Genomic DNA, 13,459 nt, shown 5'->3' with positions numbered 1-13,459 from the left:
TAGTCAGAAAGACGCCTTAAAAACAGGGGATGTTTAGCCGATATCCCTCATCGCGCGGAGGGCGTGGCCGGGTAATGAATTAACGAATGAAACTGCACGCGATCGGCGCTGCTGTTGCGATAACCGTGCGCCTCATCCCCGGCGAAGCGGATACCTTCACCGGCCGCGAGCGTCCGCCACTGCCCCTGAATCTGCATATCCAGCGCGCCGCTGATCACCGTGACGTGTTCCACCACGCCAACATCATGCGGGGAGGATTCGCTTAACGCGCCGGGGGCAAGGGAGATGGCGAACCAGTCGAAGCGTAGCTGTTCGTCGTAGGGAAACAGCGGAACCACCACCATGTCGCTGTTCTGGGGATCGAAAACCGGGCGTTCAGGCGGCTCGCTGGTCTGCAAAAAGACCGAAAACGGCACGTTAAAGCCGGTGGCTATCTTCCACAGCGTCGCCACCGTCGGGCTGGATTCGTTTCGCTCAATCTGTCCGAGCATCGCTTTTGACACGCCCGTCTTTTCCGCTGCGAGCGCCAGGCTCCAGCCCCGCGTCTGGCGTAGCGTTTTCAGGGTGGCGCTCAAATGGGCGGTGATATCCATTATGTTCTCCTTATGTACGGCGGGAGTATAGCCGCTTGTGCGCTATAACGCACGGCGCTATACTCGGCGGACGTTATAACGCACGGGAGAGCATCATGCGGTTACCCTCTATTCCCCTTCCTGCTTTACTTGCCGGCTTTGTGGCGGTGCTGGTGGGCTATGCGAGCTCGGCGGCCATCATCTGGCAGGCGGCAGATGCGGCGGGGGCAAACAGCGCGCAGATTGCCGGCTGGCTGACCATGCTGGGCATCGGGATGGGCATAAGCACGCTTATTCTTACGCTGTGGTATCGCGCGCCGATCCTCACCGCATGGTCCACGCCTGGCGCCGCTTTGCTGGCTACCAGCCTGCACGGAAGCACCCTTAACGAAGCCGTTGGCGTCTTTATATTTGCTTCCGCGCTCATCCTGATATGCGGTGCCACCGGCCTGTTCGCCCGTCTGATGCGCCTCATTCCCCCAACGCTTTCCGCCGCCATGCTGGCCGGAATACTGCTGCGCTTTGGGCTGGATACCTTTACTTCGTTACAGGGTCACTTTTTATTGTGCGGCACGATGCTGCTCAGCTGGCTGGTAGCAAAGCTGCTCGCCCCGCGCTATGCGGTGGTAGTTGCGATGATCGCGGGCTTAGTTATTTGCCTGGTCACAGGAGAATTCAGCACAGACAGCGTGCCGATGGGTGTGGTTTTGCCGGAGTTTACCGCTCCGCACTTTTCGCTCTCCAGCCTGTTGGGAATTGGCGTGCCCTTTTTCCTTGTCACTATGGCTTCGCAAAACGCACCGGGCGTGGCGACGTTAAAAGCATCGGGCTACGACGTGCCCGTCTCTCCGCTGATGGTTGTTACCGCGCTGATTGCCCTGCTGCTGGCCCCGTTTGGCGTATTCTCGATTTGCATCGCGGCGATTACCGCCGCAATCTGCCAGAGCAAAGAAGCGCATCCCGATCCTGATAAAAGATGGCTGGCCGCCGCCGCTGCCGGGGTGTTCTATGTGCTGGCGGGCATTTTTGGCGCTTCGATATCGTCGCTGCTGACCGCCCTGCCTGTGGCCTGGATCCATACGCTTGCCGGGCTGGCCCTGCTGGGCACCATTGCCGGGAGCCTGCATCAGGCGCTCAACAACGAGCGTGAGCGCGACGCCGCCGTTGTCACTTTTCTGGTGACCGCGTCCGGACTCACGCTGGCGGGAGTAGGCTCTGCCTTCTGGGGGATGCTGGCGGGTGGGATTTGTTACTGCGTGCTACTTGCCCTCAGAGCGTAGCTGCGAAGGCGTGACGCCCAGCATTGATTTAAAGCGGTTGCTGAAGTGGCTGGCGGAGCTGAAACCGCAGGCCATCGCGATCTCCGTCAGGGAGAGCGGGCTGTGGCGCACCAGCGTTTCGGCCCGAACCATGCGGCGCTGCATGACGTACTGATGCGGGGCCTGCCGGGTCGACTGTTTGAACATTCTTGCGAAGTGAAACTCGCTCAGCCCCGCCTCCAGCGCCAGTTCGGCAAGGGTCAGAGGCTCGCTGATATGCTGTTCGATGTAGGCCTGAATGTTGCGCAGGACCACGGGTGCCAGCCCGCCGCGCACCGCAGGCAGCTTCCACTGTACGCTGCTGTAGTGCTGCACCAGATGGGTCAGCAGCAGGGTTGAGGCGGTGCTGAGCGTCATATGGTTGGCGCTCTGCTGCCAGTCGCTGCTCAGCAGAAAATGACGGTAGAGCTGCGTGATGCGCGGATCTTCCGCAAAAGTTTTTTCATCGAGCTGTAAATTCGCCGGGCTGCGGTCCCAGATTTGCTCCGCAATGTGCCGCAGATGCGCGTCGGTACAATAGAGGTGCACGAAGGAAAACGCGTTGCGGATATCCCACGTTGTCTCCCCATTTTCCGGCATCAGGCAAAAGCGATCCGGCCCGCCGCCGCTTTTCCAGCCGCCCGTCGTTTTCTGGTAGGTTTCGTAGCCGTTGTTGATATACAGGCTGAGCGTATGGTGATCGCTGCACTGGGTCACCCTGTCGAAATGATTTGACCAGGCCGCCAGCTGAATGCCCGAGCCCAGCCGCACGCTGTCGTCAAGACGGGCGTTATGCTTACGCAGGTTTTCAAAGGCGTCGTAGGGCTGGTTCATGGGCGGGTGTCGACTGGTGGGTAAAACGTTAGTTTATGAAGTGACCGCGACCGTTACCAGTCATTCCCCTGCCGCTGGCGAAATAAATGCGCAAGAATATGCAAGTCAGGCAACCTCGTGAAAGCCAGGGAGTGCTGTTATCCGCACACTGTCGCCACTGTTCGACGAGGGAATAACAACATGAACGCTCTGCTTTATATTCTGGTGGTGGTGATTTGGGGAACGACCTGGCTGGCGATTTACATGCAGCAGGGCGTGGTATCGGTGCCGGTTTCAATTTTCTGGCGCTTTGCCGTGGCCGCCGTCGTGATGCTGGTCGTGCTGAAGTCGCTCGGGCGCCTGCGCCGCATTAGCCTGCAGGATCATCTTTTCTGCGTGCTTCAGGGTGCCTGCGTGTTCGGCTTCAACTTTGTCTGTTTTTATCATGCTGCGGCCTGGATCAGCTCCGGCCTCGAATCCGTGATTTTCTCAATGGCGGTTATTTTCAACGCTATTAATAGCATGATCTTCTTTCGCCAGCGTCCGCATCCTAATCTGCTGCCCGCAGCGGCGCTGGGCATTGCTGGCGTGGTCGCCCTCTTCTGGCACGATCTGGCTGCCACTCAGCTTGCGCCGTCGCTGCTGCTCGGCATTGGTCTGAGCGCGCTGGGTACCTACGGGTTTTCTATCGGTAACATGATCAGCACCCGCCATCAGCGACGCGGGCTGGAAACGCTCTCCACGAATACCTACGCGATGTTTTACGGCGCGCTGATAATGGCAGCCGTTGCGCTGGTTCGCGGCGATTCGTTTATGCCGGAAATCACCGCCCGCTATCTCGGCTCGCTGCTCTATCTGGCAATATTCGGATCGGTCATCGCATTCGGCGCCTATTTCACGCTGGTCGGGCGCATTGGCGCAGGCCCGGCGGCCTACAGCACCCTGCTTTTCCCGCTGGTAGCGCTGAGCCTATCGACGTTCTATGAAGGCTATGTCTGGCACGGTAATGCGGTGATTGGGCTGGCGATGATCCTGATGGGGAACATGGTGATGTTTTCTAAGCCGGGGATGCTCAGAGGGGTGTTAATGCGCAAGCGGACGGCATAACAAAAGAGGGAGCCTGCCCGGGCTCCCTCTTGACGATCATTTAACGACGAATACAGAAGCGTCCGTTGCCATATCGTCAATCACGCCTTTAATGGTTTCCACCGTCACCGGCGTATTCTCATTGCTGACCGTGTTCCCTTCCCCTTTGCGAACCACCTTCATCACCACCTTGTGGGTGGAGGCATCAATCAGCTCCCCTTCAAAGTAGAGATGGGTGTCCATGGTGCGGTGGCCGGTCGCCATTTCGGTTCCGGCAACAATCATCGCCACCGGGATGACCTCGTAGAACTGAAGTCCCTCGGCGCTGCTGTTCACGCCGGTGATTGCACCGCGGAAAATCAGGCTGTGCGGCCCGGGCGTACTGACCAGCCTGATGCGTTTTTCCGCTCCCTCTTTCAGCCGGGTGTTGGCATAGGCTAGGATTTTATCCAGCGCTTCCTGCCCTACCTGGGTGCTCGGCTTCGGTACCGGATAATAGGTCAGCGGAGTAAAGACCAGGCTATCGTAGTTTGCGCTTTTATAGTCCGGAGAGACCCAGCGCAAAATCGTTTTGCCCGTATGAGACTCGGTTTCCTGAAGCCCCGAGTAATTTTTTAAAAAGCCCGAATACTTTTCTGGCGGCGTCACGGATGACGCGCAGCCGGCAAGAGCCAGCAGACCCGTCAGGCAGGCTGCCTTAATAAGCGGAGATGTGCGCATGAATATTCCCTGTAATAGCATGTAAGCGGCGCTGTTATAGCAAATGAAACACGCACAAACTATGTGGCCGTCTTGTTTTGTCACAAATTGAGATTTATAAGCGAGAACAAAGCACCATAAGCTAATGGTGAGGATAAAATTTAACCGCTTGCTGCGTAATAATTCTTCTTTATTTGCCTAATGCTAAGGCTGATTTAATATTTCTGCAGTACTGCAGATTATTAGCAGAGATTATTTTGTGGATGATTTATTGCGAAGGGAAGCAGCCATAATGCGGCATGCCAGGCTAACCCACTGTTTTACATTGGCTTACGGTGATTCAAAAAATCGCAGCCCATTAATATCTGCAAACAAAAACTAACATCATGGGCATTGTTTTTTAAGAATTTCGTCATAAGTGAATTCTTAATCTTCCTTATCAAAGGGTATTCTTTCACAGAGCAAATCAATAATAAGCAGCGTTCCGTAATAACTATCCGTTAACGGCAGGACAATGTCGTTCTTTGTAATAAGCGGACTTTGCGTGCTGGCAATGACAATAACCGTCGCGCCATTAAGGCGGGCCTGATAAGCAGCAGCCATTAATGCTGGCTCGGGAAGGGTTCCGGCAACGATAACCAGCGCCTGGCCCACGCGCAGCATCGACGCGGTAATACTCATCAGCGCTGGATCAAGGCAGAGGCTGGCGGGAAGGCTTTGCGTTAACAGGCGGTACTGCAGAAGGCTGGCAAAGGGGGTGTCCGCAGCGCCTGCGCTAAAAATATGTACGCCGCTGGCACGTTGTAACGCCGTCACGGCCTGCTGTAGCGCAGCTGGGGACAGCTCGCCCAGCTGGGTGCCCAGTGAACCAGTAACGTCCTGGAGCTTGTTACGCCAGAGCTGCGGCAGGCCCCCCACCGGCGCAGGCTTGCTGGACTGGGCCAGCTTCATGCGCAGATCGCGGATATCGTCGCAGCCCGAGGCCCGGGCAAAGCGCGTAATGGTTGCCGGGCTGACGCCCGCCGCGCTGGCAAGCTGGTCAATCGTCGCCGAACAGGCAAAGGCCACGTCGTCCAGAATAGTCTGCGCCACGCGCGCTTCCTGCTGGCTAAAATCGCCCAGCCGGCTGCGAATGCGGGCCAGGATGTCGCCTGCGTCTTCTTTCCCCGTCGAGTGGGTAAACCGCGCCAGAATATCGCTGCTTACGCCCGCTTTCGCCGCGAGCTGCTGCAGCGCGCCGGGTTCTACCCATGCCGCATCCCCCAGAATACCCGACGGCGACGGCAGCGGACTGCCGCTGATGTCCTGCTGCTGATGGCGCACCCTGCCGAGAAAATCATTGATGTCATGACAGCCGATGCTGCGGGCAAAGTTGTGCAGCGTCGCCGGGCTGACGCCTGCCCTGGCGGCTAATTCTTCCATCGTTGATTCAGGCACCTGCGAAAAATTTTCGAGGAAGAAGCGCGCGAGGCGGGACTCCTGGGCAGGCAGACCTGATAACCCATTTACCAGCTGGTAAACGATATCCATGGGGGTTAGTTCCTTACGCTGGCGACGGCGGGACGATGAAATCATCATAGATCATTGAAATTATTTTTCAATTTTTCTCGAGCAGGGCCGCAGAGTTTTTCAGCTATTACGCAAAGGTTTTCTGATTTAGTTATTCAGATCACATAACTGTGCCTGACATCCCGGCTCCGCGCGATAATCCAACGGCGATCACACTCATGAAAATAATTTTCATACATGCTGCGCAAAACCGCTAATGTATGAAATATGTTTTCAAAAGCCGCAGGAGTTGTGATGAAAAAGATCGTATTGTGCTGTGCCGCAGGCATGTCCACCAGCATGCTGGTTCAGAAAATGAAAAACGAAGCGGCAAAGCGCGCGCTGGACGTTGCTATTGATGCTTACCCGGTCGCGGAAATTGAGAGCGAGCTAAAACATGCGGATGTCGTGCTGCTTGGCCCGCAGGTGCAGTTTGAACTGCAACGGCTGACGGAGCTTGCAGGTCCGCTCGGCAAGCCCGTCGCGGTTATCGATATGATGGATTACGGCACCATGCGCGGCGACCGCGTGCTGGATAAAGCCCTCGCCATGATGGAGGCTCTTCCCTCAGGCCAGTGAATTAGGGGAAACACGGGTATCACGATTCAAAACTAACGGAGACACCGATGAAAATTACCGTTGTTGGCGGGGGCAGTAGCTATACCCCGGAACTGATTGAAGGTCTGATTGCGCGCCACGCTTCCCTGCCAATTACGGAACTGGCGCTGGTGGATGTGGAAGCAGGCCGCCAGAAAGTGGAGATTATTTCCGCCCTGGCCCGCCGCATGCTGGATCGCAACGGACTCGAGGCCGTAAAAGTCTCGGTACATTTCGATGCCGACCGCGCCATTGCAGGCTCAAGCTTCGTCTTAACCCAGCTGCGTGTCGGACAGCTACCGGCCCGCGCTGCCGACGAACGCCTGGGCTTAAGCCATAAGCTGCTCGGCCAGGAAACCACGGGCGTCGGCGGCTTTGCAAAAGCCCTGCGTACCATTCCGGTGATGCTCGACATTGCCCGCCGTGTAGAACGCCTGGCACCGGACGCCTGGATAATCAACTTTACCAATCCGGCTGGCATCGTCACGGAAGCCGTATCCCGCTACAGCAGGGCGAAAATCATCGGCCTGTGCAACGTGCCGGTGACCATGCACCACACCATCGCCGATATGCTAAAACTCCCCCATAACCAGGTTTCCCTGCGTTTTGCCGGCCTGAATCATATGGTCTGGGTGCATAAGGTGCTGGCCGCCGGGCGTGACGCAACCGATGAAGTTATAGAGATGCTGTGCGACGGCGAACAGCTCTCCATGAATAACATTAAGGCGACTCCATGGCCCGCAGACATGCTGCGTGCGCTGCGCGCCATTCCCTGCCCTTATCACCGCTATTTCTGGCAGACCCGCACCATGGTTGAGGATGAGCTGAAGGATGCGGACACCAAAGGCACGCGGGCCGAACAGGTGATGAAGGTCGAAGACGCTCTCTTCGCTCTTTATGCAGATCCAAATCTTGATCGCAAGCCGGAAGAGCTGAGCCAGCGCGGCGGCTCTTTCTATTCCGAAGTTGCCGTTCAGCTGATTAACGCCCTGCACAACAACCTCGGCGTTGAAATGGTAGTCAATACCGCCAACAACGGGGCGATCCAGGGACTGCCGGATGATGCGGTTATAGAAACCAACTGCCTGATTGACGCCCTGGGCGCCCATCCTCTGGCGTTTGGCAAACTGCCGCCGCTGATGAACGGGCTGACCCAGCAGGTAAAAGATTTTGAACGCCTGACCATCGAGGCCGCCGTCCATGGCGATAAGCAAAAGGCGCTGCTGGCGCTGGTCGCCAACCCGCTGGTCAGCGATGTCAACCTGGCCTCCGCGCTGGTTGAAGAAGTCCTGAGTATTAACAAAGCGTGGCTGCCGCAGTTCGCCAGATAATTGCTGTTCACCAAAACCAAATAACAATAATACCCGGTCGGCAGGCTCTGCCCCGGGCAGGGGGTGTCTGTGTCAGTGAGTAAATCCATTATCGAAAAATACGTGCTGCCGACCGCGCTGAAAATCGCCGGGCAAAAGCACGTGCTGTCCGTGCGTGACGGTATCATTCTCAACATGCCGTTTATGCTTATCGGCTCTTTCTTTCTGATTTTTGCCTACCTGCCGGTGCCGGGCTATGCCCAGATGATGACCAGCCTGTTTGGCCCAACCTGGCAGGAAAAGGTCCTCTACCCGGTAAAGGCGACGTACGACATCATGGCGATAATCTCCGCCTTTGGTATCGCCTACCGGCTGGCTGAAAAGTACCGCACCATCGACCCGCTGACCGCCGGGGCCGTTTCGCTGGTGGCGTTCATCATGACCATTCCCCAGCACATCATGTTCACCCCTGCTGCTGGCGATGCCGCCGTGCTGGTAAAGGGCGTGATGCCGATGGGCCAGATAGGCAGCCAGGGGCTGTTTGTCGCCATCATCATCGCGCTGATGTCGACGGAGATTTACCGCTTTATTAACGACCGCAATCTGGTGATTCGCATGCCCGAGGGCGTGCCGCCAGCGGTGGCAAAATCGTTCCTTGCCCTGATCCCCGGCTTCTGCGTGCTGGCCGTGGTGCTGGCGCTGCGTCTGCTGGTGGAAGCCACGCCGTTTGGCGATATCAATACCATGATCACCGACCTGGTCGGCATTCCAATGAGCCACGTCGGCGGCTCGCTGCCGGGGATGATTGTTTCGGTGCTGCTGATTGGCATCCTGTGGATGCTGGGCCTGCACGGCGACACCATCGTGCTGGTGTTTATCCGCCCGGTCTGGCTGAGCAACATGTCGGAAAACCTGGAGGCGTTTCAGAACGGTCTGCCGATCCCGCACATCATTACCCAGCAGTTCTATGACCTGTGGATCGCCCCCGGCGGCACGGGCGCGCTGTTAGGGCTGGTGATCTTTATGCTCATCCGCAGCCGCAGCGCGCAGATGAAGCAGCTGGGTAAAATCGCCGCGCCCGGCAGCCTGTTCAATATCAGCGAACCGATGGTGTTCGGCATTCCGATCGTCATGAACCCGTACCTGGTCGTGCCGTTTATCCTCACGCCGGTAGTGCTGGTGATTGTCTCTTACGTTGCGATGACGACGGGCCTGGTGGCAAAACCCGCCGGTATCGCCCTGCCGTTCACCACGCCGATTGTGGTCAGCGGCTATCTGGCAACCGGCGGGCACATCTCCGGCTCGGTGCTGCAGGTTGTGAACCTGGGGATTTCGCTGGTGATGTATTACCCGTTCTTCCGCATCTGGGATAACCTGAAATTCCGCGAAGAGCAGGCCAGCCAGAAGTCTCAGCAGGCTGAACTACAGGGTGTTGCTGAACGCAGCCCGACCTGATACTGCTAACCAAAAAAGCCCTGCCGTTTTCTTAGCGTCAGGGCTTTTTGCATTTTGCTCAAAGAACCAGATGAAGCCGATGGCCCTCAGATAAACGTCAATTTTTATGATGAAGCATGAAACCTTTTATCCGCGAGGATGCAGCCCCGTCTTGCTGAGCGCCTTCACCAGCTCCATTTCCGCTTTGCGGAAGGGAATGCCGTGCTCGTCAAGCACGTCGTGGAACCAGAGGTGGGCATAATCCTCGCGCTTTTGCAGCACAATCGGCCACGGCAGGTAGGTTTGCGTTTTACCCCGCACCAGCCCCCACTGATAAGGCACCACGTTACATGCATGCATCAGCGGCAGCTGCTCTTCAAAGCCAGCACCGACGTGACGAGCCAGCCATTCGGTACACATAATCGGACGACCATGCTGTTCCATCACCCGCAGCGCCCGCACCATTTTGTGCGTCGCCACATAGGCGTGGTAGCTCACAACATCCGATAATTTCACTGCGGCAAGGTCGATGGGATGCTGGAAAAACTCCTCCTCCGGCTGATCCGGGTCGATGGGCAGATGCCAGGCTCCGACGGTCAGCGGCTGGCCTGGGTTTTCATCGCGCGCCCACTCAAAGCTTTTGGTCATCAGCTCCAGCGCAAACGACTCGAGTTTCTCGTCGTAGAGCACTTCTTTAACGCCGGTGGCGAAAGTGCCGCGGTTGCCAGGTTCGTTATATAAATCCCATACCAGAATGCGGCGGTCGTCCCGGAAGGTCTGGATAATGTCACGCACGTAACGTTCGATTTCCGGCCACACGCCCGGATCGCAGACCTTGTCGCGCCCCGGGCTTGCCGCAGCCTGGCTATTGTGTTTACCGGGAACCGGCGCTTTTTGTTCACCAAGGTACGGTTCGTCGCCCGAGAAGCCGCAGTCATCCATTAACGTCAGCATCACGCGAAGCTGATGTTTTTCTGCGATAGCCAGGAACGTATCAATACGCTCCAGTAAACCCTGCCGGTCGTGCTGCCAGACGATAAACGGCAAATTTGTGCGCAGGGTCGTATAGCCCACTTCATGGGCCCATCCCAGCTCTTGATCGATGGTCTGGGCGTCGAAGGTTTCAGCCTGCCAGAGATCCGTCCAGTTCACCGCCGTGCGGGGCAAATAGTTAAACCCGCACATCCATCCCTGCTCCTGATACCACTCGTTCGCCTGCTCTTTTGTCCACTGCTGTCGCATACTTCCTCCGCTTGACGCTTTAACTAATAATATTAGCTAATATTTATTAGTTGACGGCAAAGTAAGCAAGCCCGTCGTGCGGCAATTGCCGTCGGGATCACAAACTGGCGTTTCCGTATAGGCCACCCCTTGTGGATCGTCACGCTGTGATATAGTTCGCGAGGAATGTGGGCGGATGGCTGAAGCAATGGAAAAGAAAAGCAAAATTACGATGACGGACGTTGCCCGTGAGGCTGGGGTCTCCCAGGCGGCGGTCTCGTTAATTTTAAATAATGCGCAGAATATCAAGCTCAGCGAGGAGACGCGCCAGCGGGTTATCGCTACCGCGCACCGGCTCGGCTATAAAAAAATTCCCGCCCCGCACAGGCCGGAAGGTCAGGAAGAGATAGCGGTGCTGATAAGCTCAATGCCGAGCTACGATCCTTTTGTGGATGCGTTAAGCCAGGCGCGGGATGCCGCCTGGCGTAACGATGCGCTGCTGACAATTTACGATTACGGTGACGACAGCGAACTCGCCCTGCGCATCATCAGACAGCTGGAACAGCGCAACTGCGCGGGGATTATTCTCGCCTCGCCCATCACCAGTGAAATCGACTTTTCCGCCTTTGAAAACTGCACCAGACTGCCGATAGTTCTGCTTAACGTTTACGACAAGGCTTACCCTTTGCAGCCGACTTTTTTGCCCGATGATTACGCAAACGCGCTTCAGGTGACCCGCCATCTTATTGACAGCGGGGCCACGCGCATTGCCCACATAACCGGGGATGAGTGGATGGACGCCTCGCACCAGCGCCTGGCGGGCTACAAGGATGCGCTTGAGAAAGCGGGCATCCCCTTCGATCCGCAGCTGGTGATCAGCACTAACTGGCAGATCGATGAAACGCTGCGGGCCACCTGCCAGGTGATGCAGCTGCCCTCCCCGCCGGATGCCATTTTCTGCTCCAGCGACTGGATGACGCTGGGCTGTTATCAGGCTCTTGCTCAGCTCGGCCTCAGCGTGCCGGACCAGGTGCTGGTTGCCAGCTATGACGATCAGCGCATTGCCGATCAGCTCACGCCAAAACTCACCAGCGTGCAGCTGCCCTATACGGAGCTGGGCCGCATGGCCGTTGAGTATCTCTGCCAGGGAGAGGACAGCGCGACAAGGGTGACAATGGCGGGGAAATTGCGGATCAGGGCTTCCACTCAACGTTAAAAAGCCCTGGCGCTCGCGCTCAGGGCTAAATGTATTGGCAGATGACGCCTGGTTAATCCGCCCTGCGCTACTTCACGTCCACCTGGTAGAAAATGTGCTTACCGAACGGGTCGATTTCGTAGCCGGTGACGTTCTTGCGCACCGGTTCGAAAATCGTTGAGTGGGCAATCATCACCGCTGGCATCTGGTCGTGCATCATCTGCTGGGCTTCCTTGTACAGCGCCACACGCTTATCGCGATCCCCTTCCGCTCGCGCTTCCAGTATCAGCTTATCAAATGGCTTGTAGCACCATTTTGACGAGTTAGAGCCGCCGTCGGCGGCGGTACAGGTAAACAGCGGGCCAAAGAAGTTATCCGGATCGCCGGTTGCCGTCGTCCAGCCCATCAGCGCAGCCTGATGCTCTCCGTCTTTCACCCGCTTGAGGTACTCACCCCATTCGTAGGTCACGACTTTGGTCTGAACGCCCACTTTCGCCCAGTCCGCCTGAATCATCTCCGCCATACGCTTAGCGTTGGGGTTATAGGGACGCTGAACCGGCATCGCCCACAGATCGACAGTCATGCCGTTGGCGAAGCCCGCCTCTTTCAACAACGCTTTGGCTTTCTGCGGATCGTAGTCGTAATCCTTTAGCTGGTCATCGGCGCTCCAGACTCCCGGCGGAAGCAGGTTTTTCGCCGCGGTTCCAGTGCCGTGGAATACCGCTTCAATAATCGCAGGTTTGTTGATGGCCAGGGCCAGCGCCTGCCGGACTTTAACGTTATCGAACGGTGGCTTCTGGGTGTTGAACGCCAGGAAGCCGGTATTCAGCCCCGCCTTCTGCATCAGATTGATATCTTTGTTTTCCTTCATGCGCGGCAAATCTGCCGGATTGGGGAACGGCATCACCTGACATTCGTTTTTCTCGAGCTTGGCATAGCGCACCGAGGCGTCCGGGGTAATAGAGAAAATCAGCCTGTCGAGCTTAGCCTTGCCCTGCCAGTAGTCCGGGAAGGCGGTGAACAAAATGCGGGAATCCTTCTGATACTGCTTAAGTTCGAACGGCCCGGTGCCGATGGGGTTCATATCCACGCGTTCAGGCGTACCCGCTTTTAACATCGCATCGGCATATTCAGCCGAAAGAATTGACGCAAAATACCACCCCAGATCGGCGATAAACGGCGCTTCCGGGTGGGCCAGCGTGAAGCGCACGGTATTGTCATCAACCTTGTCAATGGCGGTGATCAGCGAGCCAAACTCCAGGCTTTCGAAGTTGGAATAGTTACCGTTAGAAACGTTGTGATAGGGGTGCTTTGCATCTTTCTGACGCATGAACGAGAAGATCACGTCGTCGGCATTAAAATCCCTGGTGGGTTTGAAGTATTTATTACTCTGAAACTTCACTCCCTTGCGCAGATGGAAGGTATACACTTTGCCGTCCTCGCTGACGTCCCAGCTTTCCGCAAGGCTCGGCTGCAGCTCGGTGGTGCCGACTTTAAAATCCACCAGCCGGTTGTAGACCGGCACCGCGCTGGCGTCCACGCTCGTCCCGGAGGTATAAAGCTGCGGGTTAAAGTTCTCCGGCGACCCTTCAGAACAATAAACCAGCGTTCCAGCCACTGCCCCAGCGCTGACTGAAAGCGCGCTCACGGTCAGCGCAAGCGCGGTCATTTTTATTTTCATCGCTA

12 protein-coding genes are annotated in these 13,459 nt (G+C 56.8%); 6 read left to right on the top strand and 6 right to left on the bottom strand.

Features of this window, described 5'->3' with window-relative positions:
* Window positions 1-47: 47 nt before the first annotated feature.
* Complete coding sequence (locus AAE045_RS05240; protein ID WP_455546779.1) at window positions 48-593, bottom strand: helix-turn-helix domain-containing protein; 546 nt, start codon at window positions 591-593, stop codon at window positions 48-50.
* A 95-nt stretch (window positions 594-688) separates the two neighbouring features.
* Between AAE045_RS05240 and AAE045_RS05235 the strand changes: the two genes are divergently transcribed.
* Window positions 689-1,852: a benzoate/H(+) symporter BenE family transporter gene (locus AAE045_RS05235; RefSeq protein WP_455546778.1), complete on the top strand. Its 1,164-nt coding sequence runs from the start codon at window positions 689-691 to the stop codon at window positions 1,850-1,852.
* Here AAE045_RS05235 and AAE045_RS05230 read toward each other — a convergent pair.
* Entirely contained in the window at window positions 1,832-2,704 is an 873-nt protein-coding gene (locus AAE045_RS05230; RefSeq protein WP_455546777.1) for a helix-turn-helix domain-containing protein, read from the bottom strand. The two genes, AAE045_RS05235 and AAE045_RS05230, sit on opposite strands and share 21 nt — an antisense overlap.
* Before the next feature lie 180 nt (window positions 2,705-2,884).
* Here AAE045_RS05230 and AAE045_RS05225 point away from each other — a divergent pair, with 180 nt between their 5' ends.
* Window positions 2,885-3,790 (top strand): DMT family transporter, encoded by a 906-nt coding sequence (locus AAE045_RS05225; protein WP_455546776.1) that lies wholly within the window; start codon window positions 2,885-2,887, stop codon window positions 3,788-3,790.
* A 36-nt stretch (window positions 3,791-3,826) separates the two neighbouring features.
* On the opposite strand, the gene AAE045_RS05220 is transcribed toward AAE045_RS05225, so the two are convergent.
* Both AAE045_RS05220 and AAE045_RS05215 read right to left on the bottom strand, forming a co-directional pair.
* Window positions 3,827-4,489: a DUF3313 domain-containing protein gene (locus AAE045_RS05220; protein WP_455546775.1), complete on the bottom strand. Its 663-nt coding sequence runs from the start codon at window positions 4,487-4,489 to the stop codon at window positions 3,827-3,829.
* Window positions 4,490-4,894: 405 nt separating this feature from the next.
* Window positions 4,895-5,998, bottom strand: a complete 1,104-nt coding sequence (locus tag AAE045_RS05215) for a MurR/RpiR family transcriptional regulator (RefSeq protein ID WP_455546774.1) — start codon at window positions 5,996-5,998, stop codon at window positions 4,895-4,897.
* Window positions 5,999-6,271: 273 nt separating this feature from the next.
* Between AAE045_RS05215 and AAE045_RS05210 the strand changes: the two genes are divergently transcribed.
* From AAE045_RS05210 to celB, 3 genes are all read left to right on the top strand, one after another.
* On the top strand, window positions 6,272-6,595 hold the full coding sequence (locus AAE045_RS05210; protein ID WP_455424551.1) for a PTS sugar transporter subunit IIB: 324 nt from the start codon (window positions 6,272-6,274) through the stop codon (window positions 6,593-6,595).
* A gap of 47 nt (window positions 6,596-6,642) precedes the next feature.
* Window positions 6,643-7,944, top strand: a complete 1,302-nt coding sequence (locus AAE045_RS05205) for a 6-phospho-beta-glucosidase (RefSeq protein WP_455546773.1) — start codon at window positions 6,643-6,645, stop codon at window positions 7,942-7,944.
* Window positions 7,945-8,019: 75 nt separating this feature from the next.
* Window positions 8,020-9,378 (top strand): PTS cellobiose transporter subunit IIC, encoded by a 1,359-nt coding sequence (celB, locus tag AAE045_RS05200; RefSeq protein WP_455547170.1) that lies wholly within the window; start codon window positions 8,020-8,022, stop codon window positions 9,376-9,378.
* 126 nt (window positions 9,379-9,504) lie between these two features.
* On the opposite strand, the gene AAE045_RS05195 is transcribed toward celB, so the two are convergent.
* Window positions 9,505-10,599 carry a 1,4-beta-xylanase gene (locus AAE045_RS05195; RefSeq protein WP_455546772.1) on the bottom strand — a complete coding sequence of 365 codons (1,095 nt, stop codon included), beginning with the start codon at window positions 10,597-10,599 and terminating at the stop codon, window positions 9,505-9,507.
* 187 nt (window positions 10,600-10,786) lie between these two features.
* Here AAE045_RS05195 and AAE045_RS05190 point away from each other — a divergent pair, with 187 nt between their 5' ends.
* On the top strand, window positions 10,787-11,794 hold the full coding sequence (locus AAE045_RS05190; protein ID WP_455547169.1) for a LacI family DNA-binding transcriptional regulator: 1,008 nt from the start codon (window positions 10,787-10,789) through the stop codon (window positions 11,792-11,794).
* Window positions 11,795-11,861: 67 nt separating this feature from the next.
* Here the strand turns inward: AAE045_RS05190 and AAE045_RS05185 are convergent, their stop codons facing one another.
* A complete protein-coding gene (locus tag AAE045_RS05185) occupies window positions 11,862-13,454 on the bottom strand; it encodes an ABC transporter substrate-binding protein (RefSeq protein ID WP_455546771.1) in 1,593 nt (530 codons plus the stop codon).
* Between the last annotated feature and the right edge of the window lie 5 nt (window positions 13,455-13,459).

This window comes from Dryocola clanedunensis, from assembly GCF_038405435.1.
Taxonomy (GTDB): domain Bacteria; phylum Pseudomonadota; class Gammaproteobacteria; order Enterobacterales; family Enterobacteriaceae; genus Dryocola; species Dryocola clanedunensis_A.
This window is presented reverse-complemented; position numbering and strand designations above follow the sequence as displayed.

Coding starts and splice junctions, on each gene's coding strand:
- AAE045_RS05240 (WP_455546779.1), bottom strand. CDS start 593: ATGGATATCACCGCCCATTTGAGCGCCACCCTGAAAACGCTACGCCAG.
- AAE045_RS05235 (WP_455546778.1), top strand. CDS start 689: ATGCGGTTACCCTCTATTCCCCTTCCTGCTTTACTTGCCGGCTTTGTG.
- AAE045_RS05230 (WP_455546777.1), bottom strand. CDS start 2,704: ATGAACCAGCCCTACGACGCCTTTGAAAACCTGCGTAAGCATAACGCC.
- AAE045_RS05225 (WP_455546776.1), top strand. CDS start 2,885: ATGAACGCTCTGCTTTATATTCTGGTGGTGGTGATTTGGGGAACGACC.
- AAE045_RS05220 (WP_455546775.1), bottom strand. CDS start 4,489: ATGCGCACATCTCCGCTTATTAAGGCAGCCTGCCTGACGGGTCTGCTG.
- AAE045_RS05215 (WP_455546774.1), bottom strand. CDS start 5,998: ATGGATATCGTTTACCAGCTGGTAAATGGGTTATCAGGTCTGCCTGCC.
- AAE045_RS05210 (WP_455424551.1), top strand. CDS start 6,272: ATGAAAAAGATCGTATTGTGCTGTGCCGCAGGCATGTCCACCAGCATG.
- AAE045_RS05205 (WP_455546773.1), top strand. CDS start 6,643: ATGAAAATTACCGTTGTTGGCGGGGGCAGTAGCTATACCCCGGAACTG.
- AAE045_RS05195 (WP_455546772.1), bottom strand. CDS start 10,599: ATGCGACAGCAGTGGACAAAAGAGCAGGCGAACGAGTGGTATCAGGAG.
- AAE045_RS05190 (WP_455547169.1), top strand. CDS start 10,787: ATGGAAAAGAAAAGCAAAATTACGATGACGGACGTTGCCCGTGAGGCT.
- AAE045_RS05185 (WP_455546771.1), bottom strand. CDS start 13,454: ATGAAAATAAAAATGACCGCGCTTGCGCTGACCGTGAGCGCGCTTTCA.